We start from the raw sequence: 16,875 nt of genomic DNA, 5'->3' as shown, positions 1-16,875 counted from the left end.
TCATGTGACGGAGAACAGCCTTCCATGCACAAATTCGACGAGATGTACGCCCAGTTGCCCGCCTCGGGCCAGTTCCAGGTGCAAAGCCAGTCGCAGGGTGGGCAAAGCCAGGTCCAGCTCCAGGGGGTGCGCGAGCACTACCGCGACTACGCGCAATGGCTGGCCGGCCAGCCGCAGGACGCGATGCGCGATCGCCGCGAAGAGGCGGAAATGATCTTCCGCCGCGTGGGCATCACCTTTGCCGTCTACGGCGCCAAGGACGAGGACGGCGCGGGCACCGAGCGGCTGATCCCCTTTGACCTGATCCCGCGCATCATCCCGGCCCACGAGTGGGCGACCATGGAAAAAGGCCTGGTCCAGCGCGTCACCGCCCTGAACCGCTTCCTGCACGACGTCTACCATGGCCAGGAGATCCTGCAGGCTGGCGTCATCCCGGCCGAACAGGTCCTGAACAACGCCCAGTTCCGCAAGGAGATGATGGGCGTGTACACGCCCCACCATGTCTATTCGCACATCGCCGGCGTCGACATCGTGCGCGCCCCCAATGCCAAGGGCGAGGGCGAGTACTACGTGCTGGAAGACAACCTGCGCGTGCCCAGTGGCGTGAGCTACATGCTGGAAGACCGCAAGATGATGATGCGGCTGTTCCCGGATCTGTTCTCCAAGCACCGTGTGGCGCCGGTGATGCATTACCCCGACCTGCTACTGGAGACGCTGCGTTCCAGCGCCCAACCCGGCGCACCCGATCCCACGGTGGTGGTGCTCACCCCCGGCATGTACAACAGTGCCTACTTCGAGCACGCCTTCCTGGCCCAGCAGATGGGCGTGGAGCTGGTCGAGGGCCAGGACCTGTTCGTCAAGGACCGCTACGTCTACATGCGCACCACGCGCGGCCCCAAGCGGGTCGACGTGATCTACCGGCGCGTGGACGACGACTTCCTCGACCCGGACGTGTTCCGCCCGACCTCCACCCTTGGCACCAAGGGCCTGATCGACGCCTACAGCGCCGGCAACGTGACCATCTGCAATGCGGTGGGCACGGGCGTGGCTGACGACAAGTCGATCTACCCCTACGTGCCCAAGATGATCGAGTTCTACCTGGGCGAAAAACCCATCCTGAACAATGTGCCCACCTACATGTGCCGCAACGCGGACGACCTGAAGTACACGCTGGACAACCTCAAGGACCTGGTCGTCAAGGAGGTGCATGGCGCCGGCGGCTACGGCATGCTGGTGGGCCCGGCGTCCACCAAGGCCGAGATCGAGGACTTCCGTCAGGCCATCCTGGCCAACCCGGCCGGCTACATCGCCCAGCCCACGCTCAGTTTGTCGAGCTGCCCGACCTATGTGGACAGCGGCATCGCGCCGCGCCACATCGACCTGCGACCCTTCGTGCTCTCGGGCAAGGAGGTGCAGATGGTGCCAGGCGGCCTGACCCGCGTGGCACTCAAGGAAGGTTCGCTGGTGGTCAATTCGTCCCAGGGTGGCGGCACCAAGGACACCTGGATTTTGGAGGTCTGAACATGCTCTCAAGAACTGCCGACCACCTGTTCTGGATGGCCCGCTACACCGAGCGGGCCGAGAACACCGCCCGCATGCTGGACGTGAACTACCAGACCTCGCTGCTGCCGCAGTCGGCCGCCGTCGCCCAGGTCGGCTGGCAGGGCCTGCTGTCGATCAGTGAGCTGGTGCCCTCGTACACCGAGCAGCACGGCGAGATCACGCCCAAGGCGGTGATGGAGTTCATGGTCAAGGACGAGAACAATCCCTCGTCCATCATCTCCTGCCTGAAGGCGGCCCGCGAGAACGCCCGCGCGGTGCGCGGCTCGCTGACCACCGAGGCCTGGGAGACCCAGAACCAGACCTGGCTGGAAGTCGGCCGCATGCTGCGCAGCGGCGCCTTCGAGCGCGACCCCGCCCAGTTCTTCGAGTGGGTCAAGTTCCGCTCGCACCTGTCGCGCGGCGTCACGGTGGGCACCATGCTGATGGACGAAGCCTTGCACTTCATGCGCCTGGGCACCTTCCTGGAGCGCGCCGACAACACGGCCCGCTTGGTCGACGTCAAGTTCCATGCGGTGCAGAGCGACTTCTTCGGCGCCGCCACCGAGCAGGACCAGGAGTACGATTTCTACCACTGGAGCGCCATCCTGCGCTCGGTCTCCGGCTTCGAGATCTACCGCAAGGTCTACCGCGACGTGATCAAGCCCGAGCGCGTGGCCGACCTGCTGATCCTGCGGCCCGACATGCCGCGCTCGCTGCACGCCAGCATGAACGAGGTGGTGAGCAACCTCGAGATGGTGGCCAACGACCAGTCGGGCGAAACCATGCGCCGCGCTGGCAAGCTGCGCGCCGACCTCAAGTGGGGCCACATCGACGAGATCCTGGCCACCGGCCTGCATGCCTTCCTGACCCAGTTCCTGGACCGGGTCAATGAGCTGGGCGGTCGCATCAGCCGCGACTTCCTCGTGCCCGCCACCATCTGATGGGGCCTGCGCAGAGCCTGGCGCCGGGCGCGGCCCTGCTCGAGGGCGGGCGCTTCCACGAGGCCCTGGCCTTTTTCCGCGAGGCCTTGCAGCGCGAGCCCGGCTCGGTGGCGGCGCGCCTGGCGATGGCCCAGGCCTGTGCCGGCACAGGCGACGCGCTGACCGCCGCCGCCTGGCTGGGCGATGCCTGCCGCCTCGCGCCGCACGATCCCCAACCCTGGCAGCTGCTGGGCGAGTTGCAGCTGGGACGCCAGCTGTACCTGCAGGCCCTGCCTGCGTACGCCCACCTGTACGGCGCATTGGGCCAGCGCGACCGCGCCACCTTGCTGCACTACGGCTTTTGCCTGGAGCATGCCGGCGCCTTGCATGAGTGCGTGCAGCGCTACCGCGAGGCCGTGGCGCTGGAGCCCGAGTTCTTCGAGGCCCATGTCGACCTGGCGGGCGTGCTCTGGCGCATCGGTGATTTCGAGGGCGCCCTGGCCCATGCGCGCCAGGCCGAGGCGCTGCAGCCGGCCCATCCCTACGCGGTGCGCATCACCGGCACGGCGCTGCTCAATCTGAACCGGCTCGACGAGGCCGAGGCACAGCTGCGGCGTGCGCTCAACCTCAAGCCCGGTTTCGACCTGGCCGAACTCGACCTGGCCTTCACCCTGCTGCTGGCCGGCAAGCTGGCCGAGGGCTGGCGCTGGTACGCGACGCGCTGGAAGGACACGCAGCGGCTGCAGCGGCCGGCTTTCTTCAACCCGGCTTTCGAATGGCGCGGCCCGCGCGAGCAGCCCTTGGCGGGCCGGCGCGTCGCTGTCTATGCCGAGCAGGGTCTGGGCGATGTGCTGCAGTTCCTGCGCTATGTGCCGCTGCTGCAGCAGCAGGGCGCAACGGTCAGCTGCGTGGTCCAGCCCGAGTTGGCACCGCTGATCGAACACAGCCTGGCCGGCGTGCAATGCCTGGGGCCGCAGCAGCGCCTGGAAGTCGATTCGCATGTGGCCCTGCTGGAGCTGCCGCTGCACCTGGGCACGACCATGGACAGCATCCCGGCGGCCGTGCCCTACCTGCGCGCCAGGGCCGACACGGTGGCGCAGTGGCGCGAGCGCCTGGCACCCTGGAACGGCAAGTGCAAGGTCGGCATCGCCTGGTCGGGGTTCCAGGGCCAGGTGAACAACCACAACCGCGCCATCGCCCTGTCCGCCTGGCTGCCGCTGCTGCAGATGGAGGGCGTGCAGTGCTTCAGCCTGCAAAAGGCCGACGCCGGACCGTATTCGGACATCGCGTTGCCGGCCGGCCAGCTGCCCGATTTCACGGGCGACTGGCAGGACTTCAACGACAGCGCCGCCATGCTGGAAGCTTTGGACCTGGTCATCACCGTGGACACGGCGATTGCTCACCTGGCCGGCGCCCTGGGCCGGCCGACCTGGCTGCTGCTGGCGCCCAATGCCGACTGGCGCTGGCTGCTCGAGCGCGAGGACTCGCCCTGGTATCCGACCCTGCGCCTGTTCCGGCGCGGCTTCGGCGAGGACCGGGCGCAGCAGATGGCGCGGGCGGTGCAGGCTTTGCGGCAGCTGGCGCAGCCAGCGGACTAGGGCGGTCTAGGTCCTTGGGGCCATGGACGGGCGCAGCGGATGCGGGCCAAGATGGGGCGTGTTCTGCCAATCCCCAGGAGGAATGCCATGGCCCAGATTCCCCGCGAAGAGACCTTCCAAGGCAAGGGCGGCGTCAGGATCTTCTTTCGCAGCTGGCGGCCGGCCATCCCGGTGCGCGCTGTGGTGGTCATCTGCCACGGCGTCAATTCGCACGGCGGCCAGTACAGCTGGGTCGCGCAGCAGTTTTCCGCCAAGGGCATGGCCGCCTATGCCATCGACCTGCGTGGCCGCGGCAAGTCGGAAGGCGAGCGCTTCTACGTCGATGCGGTGGACGACTACGCCGACGACGTCAAGCGCCTGATCGCCATCGCCAAGGAGCGTGAGCCCGGCCTGCCGGTCTTTCTCCTGGGACACAGCGCCGGCGGCGTGGTCTCCTGCGTCTACGCCCTGGACAACCAGGCGCAGCTGGCTGGCCTGATCTGCGAGAGCTTTGCCTTCAAGGTGCCGGCGCCGGACTTCGCCCTGGCGGCCATCAAGGCCCTGAGCCACGTGGCGCCGCGGCTGCCGGTGCTCAAGCTCAAGAACGAGGATTTCTCGCGCAATCCGCAGGCCGTGCTGGCCCTCAACAGCGACCCGCTGACCGCGGGCGAGGTGCAGCCGGCCCAGACGGTGGCGGCCCTGGTGCGGGCCGACGAGCGGCTGGAAAAGGAGTTCCCGCGCATGACCCTGCCGGTGCTGATCATGCACGGCACGGTCGACAAGGCAACTTTGGCGCGCGGCAGCCAGTTCTTCTTCGATACCGTGGGCTCGGCCGACAAGACCCTCAAGCTCTATGAGGGGCACTTCCACGACCTGTTCAACGACTTCGGCCGCGAAGGCGTAATGGCCGACACCCAGCGCTGGATCGAGCGCCAGCTGGCGGGCTGAGCCGCGGCCCAGCCTAAGTCGGGGCCGCCAGCCGCGCCAGCGAGCGCTGCAGGTTGGCGCGGGCCTGCAGCTCGCAGGCCTGGTAGAAGCGCTCGGTGTTGTACAGCCGGGGGCGCGCCAGGAAGCCATTGAGAACGCGCCGGCGGCCCTGGCGGAACTCGGCCTCGGGCACATGGGCGAACTCGGCGCGGATCTGCGCATCGGACTCGTCGAAACGCGCCGGATCGGCGCCCAGGATGGACAGGTCCACGTCCACCAGCAGCCTGGCGTCCGGCTCGGCCGGTGCCTGCAGGTGCAAGGTGTCCATGATCAGGGCGTGGATGCGCTGCGCCACCTCGGCGCTCAGGCCGGCCTGCAGCACGGCGTCACGGGCCCAGGCGGCGCTCAGGGCCTCGTTGTCGTGGCGCTGCGGCTCATAGACCGCGTCGTGGAACCACAGCGCCAGCTCGATCTCGGCCGGCCGCTGCGCCATGGTGCGCACCGCATCGAACTGCTCCAGGCATTCGCGCAGGTGCTGCAGCGTGTGGTAGTGGCGGTGCTTCTCGCTGTAGCGCGCGATCAGGGTGTTGAACAGCGCGGTGTCGGGCGCCGTGGCGCCCAGTTCGCGCCAGCAGCGTTGCCAGGAGGCCAGAGTAACGCTCATGACGCAACCTCCGCGCGGCGCGCTGCGGTATTCACCTTGGGAGCGGCCCAGCGGTTCATGGCCCGCCCCGCTGCATTGCCTGCTGGACCTCGCGGCCCAGCTCGATCACCGCCATGGCGTAGTAGCTCGACCAGTTGTAGCGGGTGATCACGTAGAAGTTTTCCGTTCCCGCCACGTAGCGCGGCGCTGCTTCGCCCATTTGCAACTCCACCAGTGCCAGAGGCCCATTGTGCTGCAGGGCCTGGCCCTCCAGCACCGCGCCCTTGGCCGTGAAACTGGCCACGCTGAAACTGGGCAGGATGTCCGGCGCCAGCAGGGCCTCCTTGTCCAGCCGGGCGCTGTCGAAGGCCACCGGGTAGTGGGTGGGCATGCCGGTCTGCCAGCCATAGCCCTTGAAGTAGCTGGCGACCGAGCCGATGGCGTCGGCCGCGCTGTTGGACAGGTCGATGCGGCCGTCGCCGTCGAAGTCCACCGCCCACTTGACGTGGCTGCTGGGCATGAACTGCGGCAGGCCCATGGCGCCGGCATAGCTGCCCAGGGGCTGGAGCGGGTCGCCGCCGCTGCGGTGCTGCAGCGACAGGAACTGCTCGAGTTCGCCGCGGAAGTACTCGCTGCGCTCGGCGGCGCGCGGATGCGAGGCGGGGAAGTTGAACGCCAGGGTGGCCAGGGCGTCGATCACGCGGAAGTCGCCCGTGTTGCGGCCGTAGATGGTTTCCACGCCGATGATGCCCACGACGATGGCCGCCGGCACGCCGTATTCCTGCTCGGCGCGCTCGAGCGTGGCGCGGTTGTCTTGCCAGAAGCGCACACCGGCATTGATGCGCACCGGGTCGATGAAGCGGCTGCGGTAGACGCCCCAGTTCTTGCGCGTGCCGCCCGGCGGCGGCTGCATCAGGCGCGACACCACCGCCAGGTTCTGGGCGCTGCCGACGGCGCGGCGTGTCCACTCCGGGTCCAGGTCGCGCCGCTGCGCCACGTCTTGGGCAAAACGCATGGCCTGGTCGTTCGCGGCGAAGGGCGTTCCCTGCCGGGCTGCTACTTGGGTTTTGGCAGGTTTCTTGGCCTCAGCCCCCGCCGGTAGAGCGTGGATTGCTATCAGAAAAAGAGCAAAAAGGGTGAGTCGAAGGGACATCAAGATGGCCAGGCCAGTTGGTTGAATTCGCGTTGCAGGGTGGTCAGGCTGGCGCTCGGGGCGCGGGCATAGCGCTGCGCCTCCAGCCGCAGCAGCCAGTCTGCCAATCCTCGCCCATGGGAGCCGAAACGCGCTGTGACAGCCGTCGCAATTTGGCGCGGGCCGGCGGCAGCGGGCAGTTCCAGCCCGGCCTCGCGCAGGCGCTTGCGCGTGCGCCCCAACAAGCGCAGCCAGGGATCGTGCTGGCTGCGCTCCCACAGCGACCACAGGGCGCCGACCAGGGCCACCAGCACGATGAGCGCCAGCAGCACGTAGCTGAGGTCTTCCCAGCTGGGCGATTCAAAGCCGATGTCCTTGAGCAGGTTCAGCTGCTTGCTTTGCGTGTAGTTGAGAACCCACTGGTTCCAGCCGTTGTTCATTGCGTCCCAGGCGGCGCGCAGGCTGGCCGCCAAGGTGGGATTGAAGGTGCCGATGGCGCCGGCCAGCACACCTTGGGGCGGGCGCAGGCGCTGGAGGGCGCCGGTGCGGCCCGGGGCCACGGCGGAGGTGGGGTCGACCCGCACCCAGCCGCGGCCGGCCAGCCAGACCTCGGTCCAGGCGTGGGCGTCGGCCTGCCGCACCACCCAGAAGCCGTCCACCGTGTTCATCTCGCCGCCCTGGTAGCCGGTGACGACACGCGCGGGGATGTCCATGGCCCGCATCAGCACCACGAAGGCCGAGGCGATGTGTTCGCAAAAGCCCTCCTTGCGGTCGAACCAGAATTCGTCGGCGGTGTGCTGGCCATACACACCAGGGTCCAGCGTGTAGGTATAGCCGCCGCTGCGCAGATGCTCCAGGGCCCCACCCACCAGGGCGGCCTTGCCGGTCGTGCCCGTTGCAGCGTTGCGCACCAGCTCCTGCGCCAGTGCCTGGGTGCGCGGGTTGAAGCCCGGCGGTAACTCGCGGTATTCGGGCGGCAAGGACACAGCGCTGGCCTGTGGCCCATGGCGGAACTGGAAATAGCTCTCGGCCCGGTAGCGCAGCAGGTCGGTGACCGGCCGGTCGGCCACCCATTGCAGCTCGCTGGTCATCAGCGTTGCCATGCCCGGGACCTCGGGCGCGCTGGAGGCCGCGTCCAGCACCAGCAGCCAGGGCCGGTTATTGGCTTCCATCGTGACCTGGTAGCGTACCGGCGTGCCGGCCACTTGCAACAGGGAAGGCGCTTGCAACCCCGGTGCGAAGCGGTTGCCCAGGCGCTGCAGCGGGCGCCATTCACGGCCGTCGAAATTGGCCAGCACAGGGCCGCGGAAGTACAGGTCCTGCTGGGCCGGAGGCCGGCCTTCGAACTTGACCCGCATGGCGATGCTCTCGTCCAGCGCCAGGCTGGCCAGATTGCCCACCTGCATGCTGGCCGACAGGCCGCTGCGGCCGCTCATGGCGTCGCCGGGAATGCCCCAGAGCGGCGCGAAGCGGGGAAACAGAACGAACAGCACGGCCATGATGGGAGCACCCAGCAGCGCCATCCAGGCCGCCGTCTTCGCCGCTTGCGCCAGCGGCGGCCGGCCCACCGGCATGTGGGCATTGACCAGGGCGGTGAGCAGGCCCAGCAGCGCCACCAGCATGGCGGCGGCCACCGGCAGCGACTGCGAGAAGAAGAAGTTGCTGAGCATCACGAAGAAGCCCAGGAAGAAGATGACGAAGGCATCGCGGCGTCCGCGCAGTTCCAGCGTCTTGAGCGCCAGCAGCGCCACGATGAGCGTGACGCCGGCGTCGCGGCCCAGCAGTGTCCGGTAGCTGGCCAGGGTGGCCAGCAGGGTGACGGCCAGCACGCCCAGCAGCCACCACTTGCCCGGCAGCGGCCGCGCGGCCAGGGCCAGCCAGCCGCGCCATAGCAGGATGGCTGCCGTGCCCAGGCTGCACCACAGCGGCAGGTTACCGGCTTGCGGCAGCACCACCCAGGCGATCACCAGCAGCAGGAACAGGGTGTCGCGGCTGTCGCGCGGCAGGGCCGCGATGCGGGCGCGCAGCGCGTTCATGAGGTGGCCAGTGCTTCCAGGCAGCGCCGCTTGTGGGCCTCGCCGCTGTCCGGCGCGATCTCCTGACCGGGCAGGCGCAGGCCGTAGTCCAGCGCCAGCTTGTTGGCCTGCAGCACCCAGGCCGCCAGCCGCGACAGCCTGGCTTCTGCATCAAGGTGACCGCTCTGGGCATGGTCCAGCCACAGCTCGTAGCGCTGGGCCTGCTGGGTGTCGCGGCTGACCAGTTCGTCGGCCTTGGCGGCTTTTTTCCAGACCACGAGCTTGAGCGGGTCGCCACGGCGATAGGGGCGCACGCCATCGAATTCGCCGCTGGACTGGGGCTGTGCCAGCGCGCCGCCGCCCGAGCGCGGCTCGCCCGGCGGCAACGGCGGCGGGAAGGGCTCGGGCGCCGGGTAGACCATGACCTGGGCGGCCGGTCGCCACACTGTCCAGACACGGAAGGTGCCCAGCGGAAAGCGCGTTTCGGCCGTCAATGGCGGCACGCGGTGCAGGCCGCGCCGCGTGGGCTGGAAGGCCACATGCACGGTGGCGCTGCCCTGGGCTGGCACGTCGGTCCAGACCCAGCGGTCCGCATGGGTGGCGTCCAGCACGGCCAGGCCGATGCCGTGGCGCGCCGATTTGCGTTGGTTGTGCAAGGTGATGGCCAGGGTGGCGCTGCCACCGGCGAACTGCGCATCCGGCGCGCTCAGGTTCATGGCCAGCCCGCGCAGCGTGGCATGGCACACGTGCATGCCCACCACCGCGCTGCCCGCCAGCAGGAAGGTCAGCAGGTAGCCCAGGTTGAGCTGGTAGTTGATGGACGCGATGAGCAGCACCAGCAAGGTGGCGCCCAGCATGAAACCCGGCCGCGTGGGCAGGATGTAGACGTTGCGCTGGGTCAGGCTGATGCTGTCGGCCAGCGGCAGCCGCGCCTGCCACCATTGGCGGAATCTTGCACGCACCATTGCCACCGGATTCCATTCGTGGGCCGCCGTGGATCCGGCTTCGCCGGGCCACTGGGGGCGCCCCCTCGAGGGGGAGGCGCCGAAGGCGCTTCGGGGGTGGGCCATTTCTTCAGGGAAGGGGCGTTGCCTCGACCATGGCACGCACCTGCTCCACCGCGCCGCGGCCGGCATCGCCGACGGGAATGAGGCGGTGCGCAATGGTCTGCGGCAGGATGGCCTGGACATCGTCGGGCGCCACGTAGTCGCGGCCCGACAGCAGGGCCTGGGCCTTGGCCGCGCGCACCACGGCGATGCCGGCGCGTGGCGACAGGCCTTGCAGGAACCAGCGGCCCGAGCGGGTGGCGGCCACCAGGTCCTGCACGTAGTTGAGCAACGGCTCCGAGGTATGGACTTCCAGCACCTTGCGCTGCAACCAGTCCAGCTCGATGGGTGTCAGCGTGCTCTGCAGGTTCAGCACCATGTCGCGCCTGTCGTTGCCGGCCAGCAGCTGGCGTTCGGCGGCGCGGTCGGGATAGCCCAGCGAGATGCGCATCAGAAAGCGGTCCAGCTGCGACTCGGGCAGGGCGAAGGTGCCTAGCTGGTCGTGCGGGTTCTGGGTGGCGATGACGAAGAAGGGCGAGGGCAGGGCGCGTGTCTCGCCCTCGACCGTGACCTGCTTTTCCTCCATGGCCTCGAGCAGGGCGCTCTGGGTCTTGGGGCTGGCGCGGTTGATCTCGTCGGCCAGCAGCACCTGGGCAAACACCGGGCCGGGATGGAAGACGAAGGCCTCCTTGGCGCGCTCGTAGATGGACACGCCCGACAGGTCGCTGGGCATCAGGTCGGCGGTGAACTGCACGCGCGAAAAGTGCAGGCCGAAGGCCCGTGCCAGCGCGTGCGCCAGGGTGGTCTTGCCGACGCCCGGAACATCCTCGATCAGCAGGTGGCCGCCGGCCAGCAGACAGGCCACGCAGTCCTGCACCTGGGCCGCTTTGCCCACGATCACCGTGTTAAGCTGACCGAGGAGCGCCTTGATTTTTTCTTGTGCATCCATGGCACGACGTTATCCGAAAATCGGTTGAGTTGACGATGACTGCAAACAAAACCGGGTATTTCACCCACCCCGATTGCCGCAAGCATGAAATGGGTCCGGGCCATCCCGAATGCCCCGAGCGGCTCGATGCGATCGAGGACCGGTTGCTGGCCAGCGGCGTTGCCGATGTGCTGGAGCGGCGCGAGGCGCCGCGAGCTTCGGCCAGTGACATCGGTCTGGCCCACGACGAGCGCTACGTGAAAGCCATCGGCGAGATCGCGGCCGAACTGTCCGAGCATGTCGACAAGGGCGGCCGCGGCTACGCGCGCCTGGACGGCGACACCGCCATGAACACCTACAGCTTTGATGCCATCCTGCGCGCCTGCGGCGCGGTGGTGGCGGCCACCGACGCGGTGATGGCCGGCGAGCTGGAGAACGCTTTCTGCGCGGTGCGCCCGCCCGGCCACCATGCCTGTCACGACCGTGCCATGGGCTTTTGCATCTTCAACCAGGTGGCGGTGGGCGCGCGCTACGCGCTCGAGCACCATGGCCTCCAGCGCGTGGCCATCGTCGACTTCGACGTGCACCATGGCAACGGCACGGAAGACATTCTGTCGGGCGACGAGCGCGTGCTGATGGTGGGCATCTTCCAGCATCCCTTCTACCCGGGCACGGGCGAGAACCCGCTGGGCGACAACATGCTGAACCTGCCCATCCCGGCCTACACCAAGGGCGACGTCATCCGCAAGAAGATCGAGGAGCAGTGGCTGCCGCGGCTGGAGGAATTCAAGCCCGAGATGATCTTCATCAGCGCCGGCTTCGACGCCCACCGTGAAGACGACCTGGGCCAGCTCGGCCTGGTCGAGGCCGACTACACCTGGATGACCCAGCGCATCAAGGAGGTCGCCCGCAAGCACGCCAAGGGCCGCATCGTTTCCTCGCTGGAAGGCGGCTACAACCTCAGCGCCCTGGGGCGCAGCGTGGAAGCGCACCTGCGGGCGCTGGCCGACCTGTGAGCGCGGATGCCGCTGTCCTTAAGCAGCGCGACGCGCGCGGCGTTGTCACGCTGACCCTGAACCGGCCAGCCAGTTTCAATGCGTTGGGCCAGGAGATGCTGGCGGCGCTGCAGCAGGCGATCGACACCGTGGCGCACGACGAAGCTGCGCGCGTGGTGGTGCTGGCAGCCGCCGGCAAGGCCTTCTGCCCCGGCCACAACCTCAAGGAAATGCTGGCGCAGCCGCACCTGGCCCATTACCAGGCGCTGTTCGCGCAATGCAGCCGCCTCATGTTGGCCATCCAGAAGCTGCCGGTGCCGGTGATCGCGCGCGTGCACGGCATCGCCACCGCGGCCGGCTGCCAGCTGGTGGCCCAGTGCGACCTGGCCGTGGCCTCCACCGAGGCCCGCTTTGCCGTCAGCGGCGTCAACCTCGGCTTGTTCTGCGCCACACCCAGCGTGCCGCTGCTGCGCAGCATGGGCTCCAAGCAAGCGATGGAGATGCTGCTGACCGGCGACTTCATCAGCGCGCAGGAGGCCCAGCAGCGCGGCCTGGTCAACCGCGTGGTGGCGCCGGAGCAGCTCGATGCGCAAGTCGCCGCCCTGGTCGACAGCATCCTGCAAAAGCCCAGGCTGGCCATCGCCATGGGCAAGGAGCTGTTTTACCGGCAGCGCGAGATGGGGATCGAGGCGGCCTACCAGCTTGCCGGCCAGACCATGGCGCTGAACATGATGGACGCGTGCGCCCAGGAGGGCGTGCGCGCCTTCACTGAAAAGCGTGCCCCGTCCTGGAAGGCTTGAGCGTGTGAGCGACTTCGACAAGCTGCTCGCTGAACTCGGCCGCCCTGGCGTGCACACGGGCATCCTGGTGCTGCTTGCCTGCCTGGCGGTTGCCTATGGCGTGAGCTGGCTGGCCGGGCGTCACCGGCAGGCCGAGTCGGTCTGGTTCGGCCGCGCCATCTTCGACGGCCTGCTGTTCCCGCTGCTGGCCCTGGTGCTGAGTTACATCGCGCTGCTGGTGCTGAGCCACCTCAAGCAGTCCGTGCCCGTGCTGCGCATTGCCGTCCCGATCCTGATCTCGCTGGCCGGCATCCGTCTCGTCGCCCGCGTGCAGACGGCTGTGTTCCCGCAGTCGGGCCTGGCGCGCCTGGTGGAACGCCTGTTCTCCTGGATCGCCTGGGTTGCCGCCGTGCTGTGGATCGTCGGCCTGCTGCCCATGGTGCTGGAGGAACTGGAGTCCATCCAGTTCATGTTCGGAAAGACCCGGCTGAATCTGCTGACCATCATCCAGGGCATCCTGTCTTCGGGCGCGGTGCTGGTGCTGGTGCTGTGGATTTCGGCCACGGTGGAGCGCAACCTGCTGCGCGACACGGTGAGCGACCTGTCCTTGCGCAAGGTCGCAGCCAACACGCTGCGCGCCGTGCTGCTGCTGGTGGGCCTGTTGTTCTCGCTGTCGGCCGTGGGTGTGGACCTGACGGCGCTGTCGGTGCTGGGCGGCGCGCTGGGCGTGGGCCTGGGCCTGGGCCTGCAGAAGCTGGCCGCCAACTATGTCAGCGGGTTTGTCATCCTGTTCGAGCGCTCCTTGCGCATCGGCGACGTGATACGCGTGGACGGCTTCGAGGGCGAGGTGGTCGACATCAAGACGCGCTACACCCTGATCCGCTCAACCAATGGCCGCGAGTCCATCGTGCCCAATGAGAAACTCATCACCGAGCGCATCGAGAACCTCTCGCTGGACGACCCGCGCGTGCTACTGACCACTGAGGTCACGGTGGGCTATGCCAGCGACCCGGCGCTGGTCGAGCAGATCCTGGTGGATGCAGCCGCTGCCGCCGATCGCGTGCTCAAGGACCCCGCGCCGGCGGCCCGCCTGGCCCGGCTAGGCCCTGACGGCCTGGAGTTCAGCGTGCTGTTCTGGATCTCCGACCCGGTCAACGGCCAGCTCAACGTGCGCTCGGACATCAACCTGGGCATCCTGCGTGGTCTGCGCTCTGCGGGCATCGACATCCCATCGCCGCAGCGGGTGGTGCACTTGAAGCAGGTGCCCGATCCCGCAGTCATTTCATCAGGGACGGCAGCCACAGACTGATCTGCGGGAACGCGATCAGCAGGCCCAGCACGACGACCATCATCGCGACGAAGGGCCAGCAGCCGCGGAAGATGGCGGCCAGGCCGACGCCCGGCAGCAATGAGTTCAGCACGAACAGGTTCATGCCCACCGGCGGCGAGATCAGGCCGATCTGCACGATCATCACGATCAGCACGCCGAACCAGACCGGGTCGAACCCCAGCTGGGTGACGATGGGAAAGAACAGCGGGATGGTCAGCAGCACCATGGTCAGTTCCTCCATCACCGTGCCCAGCACCACGTAGATCGCCATCATGGCCACGATGACCATGGTGGGCGACAGGGCCAGGTGGGTGATCCAGTGCATCAGGTCGCCCGGCAGGCTGGTGAAGTTGATGAAGTTGGCGAAGATGGTGGCGGCGATCAACAAGGTGAACAGCATGGCCGTGGTGCGCGCCGACTCCACCAGCACCTGCAGCAAGATGGCCCAGGTCAGGCGCCTGCGGGCCAGGGCGAAGAAGAACGCGCCTGCGGCGCCGAAGCCCGCGCCTTCGGTGGCGGTGAAGAAGCCGCCGTAGATGCCGCCCAGCACCACCACCAGCAGCAGCAGCACGCCCCAGATGCCGCGCAGGGCGCGCCAGCGCTCAGGCCAGGAACTGCGCGCCCCCGGCGGCGCGTGTTCAGGATCGCGCAGGGTCATGACCGACACCGTCAGCATCAGCAGGGCGGCCGTCAGCAGGCCGGGGATGACGCCGGCGGCAAACAGCTTGCCGATGTTGGTCTGGGTGACGATGCCGTAGATCACCATGATGGTCGACGGGGGGATCATGATGCCCAGCGTGCCGCCGGCCGCCATCACGCCGGTGGACAGCGAATTGCTGTAGCCCAGTTTCTGCATCGAGGGATAGGCCACCTTGCTCATGGTCGCGGCGGTGGCGATGGACGAGCCGCAGATCGCGCCGAAGCCGGCGCAGGCGGCGATGGTGGCGTGGGCCAGGCCGCCGCGCACATGGCCGATGAAGGCGTAGGCCGCCTGGAACAGCTCGTGGGCCAGGCCGGCGCGCGCCACGAAGTTGCCCATCAGGATGAACAGCGGGATCACCGACAGCGTGTAGGCAAAGCCGGTCTCATAGACCACTTGCGCGGTGCTGGCCAGGGCGGGTGCCCAGCCGCGGGTCAGGGCTATGCCGGCCACGCCCACCAGGCCCATGGCAAAGGCCAGCGGGATGCGCAACAGGGCCAGGACGAAGATGGCGGCAAATCCAAGCAGGGCTTCAATCATTTGCAAGCCTCCGCGCGGCGCGCTGCGGCATTCGCCTTGGGAGCGGCCCAGCGGTTCATAGTGCTGCCCCTTCGCCTTCGGCCGGCTCGACCGGCGGCTGCGTGACCAGGCCCAGGTGGACCAGGCCGGTCAGCGCGCACAGCACGCCCATGGCGTAGATGAAGGGCGCCTTCAGGATCTTGAGCTGCGCCGTGGTCTCGCCGGTGGCCAGGAATTGCCCGCCCTCGCGCCACATCAGCCAGCCCAGCGCCAGCATGGCGGCCGCGCACAGCAGGTGCACCAGCATCGCCTGGCGCCTGCGCAAGCCAGCTGGCAGCCAGCTGTCCAGCGAGTCGAAGCTGACGTGCTCGGCGCGCAGCGACACCAGGGGCAGGGCGGCGAAGATCACCGCCACCATCATCAACTCGGTCAGCTCCAGCGAGCCGGGGATGGAGTTGTCCAGGAGCTTGCGGCTGCACACGTCCAGGAAGGTCAGGGCCATGATGCCGAACAGGGCAGCAGCGGCCAGCACACCGCAGGCGGTTTCAAGTGTTTTTTTCATGGACAGCAGAAAAAAGCGGCGCTCACCGGGAGGCCGCATGCCAGGACGGGACGGTGCTTACTTTTCCTGTTTGGCGATCTCGGCGCGGAAGTCGGCCAGCACCTTGCCAGCGTCCTTCAGGCCCTTGGCCTGCGCCTCCTTGACCCACTTGGCCTCCAGGCCCGAGGTCTTGGCCTTGACGTCGGCGACGAAGCCGGCGTCGGCCTTGGTCATCTGCACGCCGTTGGCCTGCATCAGGGCGATGCCGCGGCGGTCCACCTTGTCCCAGTTGCGGCCGAAGGTGCGCGCGGCGATCTCGCCGGAGATCGCGTCCACGGCTTTCTTTTCATCGGCGCTGAGCTTGTCGTATCTGCCCTGGTTCATCATGAAGACGAAGCTGGTGTTGTACAGGCCGCCGGGGAAGAAGGTGGCGTACTTGATGATCTTGTCGATCTTGAAGGACTCGGTCGATTCGGCCGGGAACAGCGTGCCGTCCATGACGCCGCCGGCCAGCAGTTCGTAGGAGTCCGGCGCCGGCTTGAGGGTAACGTTCATGCCCAGCGTCTTGGTGATCTCGTTGACCATGCCGCCGCCCACCCGCCATTTCAGGCCCTGCAGGTCCTCCGCCCTGGTGACCGGCTTCTTGGTGTTGAAGACGATGCCCGGGCCGTGCGTGAAGAAGGCCAGCACCTTGATGCCCTGGTGCTCGGCGGCGAACTCGGGGTGCGCCATCGCCACCTTGTTGAAGGCCACGGAGATCGGCTCCGAGGTGTTGCCCAGGAAGGGGAACTCGGCCATCTGGGTGTAGAGGAAGCGGCCCGGCGTGTAGCCGTGCACGGTGAAGGAGATGTCGGCCAGCCCATTTTTCACCGCGTCCAGTGTTCCGGGGGGCGCCGCCACGCCGCGCGGCAGGATGTTGCACTTCATCTTGCCTGTGGTGTTCTTTTCCAGCAGCTCGCACCACTCCTTCTGGGCGATGCTCAGCGAGTGGCTGGGCGGGACCCAGGTGGAGACGGTGAACACCGTCTGCGCGGCGACCGGGCCGCAAACCAGCGCCGCGGCGGCGGCGCTCAGGGTCAACAGGTGGCGATGCATGCAAGCTCCTTGGGATGGCTGCCCGACTGTATGACGGCATCCGCGCCCGCTCCGTCCAGACTTACCCGAATTCGCCAACCGTGCGGTCGGTCAATTGTCGTCCGCCCGACAAGCCGGCTGGTTTCTCTTGCCCGGCAGCGGAGGCCGCGGCCTATAATCGCAAAAGCGAACGGTCGTTCTTTTTTG

General features: G+C 67.9%; 15 protein-coding genes. 7 read left to right on the top strand and 8 right to left on the bottom strand.

The annotated features are described in order from the left end of the window. The first annotated feature begins 24 nt into the window (after nucleotides 1-24). From Q0632_RS04710 to Q0632_RS04695, 4 genes are all read left to right on the top strand, one after another. On the top strand, nucleotides 25-1,521 hold the full coding sequence (locus Q0632_RS04710; protein ID WP_298924892.1) for a circularly permuted type 2 ATP-grasp protein: 1,497 nt from the start codon (nucleotides 25-27) through the stop codon (nucleotides 1,519-1,521). A 2-nt stretch (nucleotides 1,522-1,523) separates the two neighbouring features. Next, on the top strand, nucleotides 1,524-2,483 hold the full coding sequence (locus Q0632_RS04705; protein ID WP_298924890.1) for an alpha-E domain-containing protein: 960 nt from the start codon (nucleotides 1,524-1,526) through the stop codon (nucleotides 2,481-2,483). Beyond that, nucleotides 2,483-4,060 carry a tetratricopeptide repeat protein gene (locus tag Q0632_RS04700; protein ID WP_298924888.1) on the top strand — a complete coding sequence of 526 codons (1,578 nt, stop codon included), beginning with the start codon at nucleotides 2,483-2,485 and terminating at the stop codon, nucleotides 4,058-4,060. The genes Q0632_RS04705 and Q0632_RS04700 overlap by 1 nt, the downstream gene beginning before the upstream one ends. Before the next feature lie 87 nt (nucleotides 4,061-4,147). Further along, on the top strand, nucleotides 4,148-4,987 hold the full coding sequence (locus Q0632_RS04695; RefSeq protein ID WP_298924886.1) for an alpha/beta hydrolase: 840 nt from the start codon (nucleotides 4,148-4,150) through the stop codon (nucleotides 4,985-4,987). A gap of 13 nt (nucleotides 4,988-5,000) precedes the next feature. Here Q0632_RS04695 and Q0632_RS04690 read toward each other — a convergent pair whose 3' ends face one another. The 5 genes from Q0632_RS04690 to Q0632_RS04670 form a co-directional block, all read right to left on the bottom strand. Further along, nucleotides 5,001-5,630, bottom strand: a complete 630-nt coding sequence (locus Q0632_RS04690) for an N-methyl-D-aspartate receptor NMDAR2C subunit (protein ID WP_298924884.1) — start codon at nucleotides 5,628-5,630, stop codon at nucleotides 5,001-5,003. Nucleotides 5,631-5,685: 55 nt separating this feature from the next. Continuing rightward, nucleotides 5,686-6,762 carry a lytic murein transglycosylase B gene (gene mltB / locus Q0632_RS04685; RefSeq protein WP_298924882.1) on the bottom strand — a complete coding sequence of 359 codons (1,077 nt, stop codon included), beginning with the start codon at nucleotides 6,760-6,762 and terminating at the stop codon, nucleotides 5,686-5,688. Then, nucleotides 6,762-8,777 carry a DUF3488 and transglutaminase-like domain-containing protein gene (locus Q0632_RS04680; protein ID WP_298924880.1) on the bottom strand — a complete coding sequence of 672 codons (2,016 nt, stop codon included), beginning with the start codon at nucleotides 8,775-8,777 and terminating at the stop codon, nucleotides 6,762-6,764. Before Q0632_RS04680 ends, mltB begins: the two co-directional genes overlap by 1 nt. Beyond that, on the bottom strand, nucleotides 8,774-9,721 hold the full coding sequence (locus tag Q0632_RS04675; protein ID WP_298924878.1) for a DUF58 domain-containing protein: 948 nt from the start codon (nucleotides 9,719-9,721) through the stop codon (nucleotides 8,774-8,776). Before Q0632_RS04675 ends, Q0632_RS04680 begins: the two co-directional genes overlap by 4 nt. A 109-nt stretch (nucleotides 9,722-9,830) precedes the next feature. Then, a complete protein-coding gene (locus tag Q0632_RS04670) occupies nucleotides 9,831-10,751 on the bottom strand; it encodes a MoxR family ATPase (RefSeq protein WP_298924876.1) in 921 nt (306 codons plus the stop codon). 35 nt (nucleotides 10,752-10,786) lie between these two features. Between Q0632_RS04670 and Q0632_RS04665 the strand changes: the two genes are divergently transcribed. Genes Q0632_RS04665 through Q0632_RS04655 form a run of 3 tightly spaced genes read left to right on the top strand, consistent with a single transcriptional unit; the run spans nucleotide 10,787 to nucleotide 13,813 of the window. Beyond that, nucleotides 10,787-11,746, top strand: a complete 960-nt coding sequence (locus Q0632_RS04665) for a histone deacetylase family protein (protein ID WP_298924874.1) — start codon at nucleotides 10,787-10,789, stop codon at nucleotides 11,744-11,746. Continuing rightward, a complete protein-coding gene (locus Q0632_RS04660; protein WP_298924871.1) occupies nucleotides 11,743-12,525 on the top strand; it encodes an enoyl-CoA hydratase in 783 nt (260 codons plus the stop codon). Before Q0632_RS04665 ends, Q0632_RS04660 begins: the two co-directional genes overlap by 4 nt. A gap of 22 nt (nucleotides 12,526-12,547) precedes the next feature. Continuing rightward, complete coding sequence (locus Q0632_RS04655; RefSeq protein WP_298925274.1) at nucleotides 12,548-13,813, top strand: mechanosensitive ion channel domain-containing protein; 1,266 nt, start codon at nucleotides 12,548-12,550, stop codon at nucleotides 13,811-13,813. Here the strand turns inward: Q0632_RS04655 and Q0632_RS04650 are convergent. The 3 genes from Q0632_RS04650 to Q0632_RS04640 are packed head-to-tail and all read right to left on the bottom strand — an operon-like array spanning nucleotide 13,782 to nucleotide 16,689. Then, complete coding sequence (locus Q0632_RS04650; protein WP_298924869.1) at nucleotides 13,782-15,074, bottom strand: TRAP transporter large permease; 1,293 nt, start codon at nucleotides 15,072-15,074, stop codon at nucleotides 13,782-13,784. The two genes, Q0632_RS04655 and Q0632_RS04650, sit on opposite strands and share 32 nt — an antisense overlap. 55 nt (nucleotides 15,075-15,129) lie before the next feature. Further along, a complete protein-coding gene (locus tag Q0632_RS04645; protein WP_298924866.1) occupies nucleotides 15,130-15,615 on the bottom strand; it encodes a TRAP transporter small permease in 486 nt (161 codons plus the stop codon). A gap of 57 nt (nucleotides 15,616-15,672) precedes the next feature. Further along, nucleotides 15,673-16,689 (bottom strand): TRAP transporter substrate-binding protein, encoded by a 1,017-nt coding sequence (locus Q0632_RS04640; RefSeq protein ID WP_298924863.1) that lies wholly within the window; start codon nucleotides 16,687-16,689, stop codon nucleotides 15,673-15,675. Nucleotides 16,690-16,875: the final 186 nt, after the last annotated feature.

The organism is uncultured Ramlibacter sp. (genome assembly GCF_936925435.1).
Lineage (GTDB): Bacteria > Pseudomonadota > Gammaproteobacteria > Burkholderiales > Burkholderiaceae_C > Ramlibacter.
This window is presented reverse-complemented; position numbering and strand designations above follow the sequence as displayed.

Bases quoted from the DNA above. Each gene is read 5' to 3' on its own strand.
- Q0632_RS04665 (WP_298924874.1), top strand. From the start codon at position 10,787: ATGACTGCAAACAAAACCGGGTATTTCACCCACCCCGATTGCCGCAAG.
- Q0632_RS04675 (WP_298924878.1), bottom strand. From the start codon at position 9,721: ATGGTGCGTGCAAGATTCCGCCAATGGTGGCAGGCGCGGCTGCCGCTG.
- Q0632_RS04710 (WP_298924892.1), top strand. From the start codon at position 25: ATGCACAAATTCGACGAGATGTACGCCCAGTTGCCCGCCTCGGGCCAG.
- Q0632_RS04640 (WP_298924863.1), bottom strand. From the start codon at position 16,689: ATGCATCGCCACCTGTTGACCCTGAGCGCCGCCGCCGCGGCGCTGGTT.
- mltB (WP_298924882.1), bottom strand. From the start codon at position 6,762: ATGTCCCTTCGACTCACCCTTTTTGCTCTTTTTCTGATAGCAATCCAC.
- Q0632_RS04705 (WP_298924890.1), top strand. From the start codon at position 1,524: ATGCTCTCAAGAACTGCCGACCACCTGTTCTGGATGGCCCGCTACACC.
- Q0632_RS04670 (WP_298924876.1), bottom strand. From the start codon at position 10,751: ATGGATGCACAAGAAAAAATCAAGGCGCTCCTCGGTCAGCTTAACACG.
- Q0632_RS04680 (WP_298924880.1), bottom strand. From the start codon at position 8,777: ATGAACGCGCTGCGCGCCCGCATCGCGGCCCTGCCGCGCGACAGCCGC.
- Q0632_RS04700 (WP_298924888.1), top strand. From the start codon at position 2,483: ATGGGGCCTGCGCAGAGCCTGGCGCCGGGCGCGGCCCTGCTCGAGGGC.
- Q0632_RS04690 (WP_298924884.1), bottom strand. From the start codon at position 5,630: ATGAGCGTTACTCTGGCCTCCTGGCAACGCTGCTGGCGCGAACTGGGC.
- Q0632_RS04650 (WP_298924869.1), bottom strand. From the start codon at position 15,074: ATGATTGAAGCCCTGCTTGGATTTGCCGCCATCTTCGTCCTGGCCCTG.
- Q0632_RS04695 (WP_298924886.1), top strand. From the start codon at position 4,148: ATGGCCCAGATTCCCCGCGAAGAGACCTTCCAAGGCAAGGGCGGCGTC.
- Q0632_RS04645 (WP_298924866.1), bottom strand. From the start codon at position 15,615: ATGAAAAAAACACTTGAAACCGCCTGCGGTGTGCTGGCCGCTGCTGCC.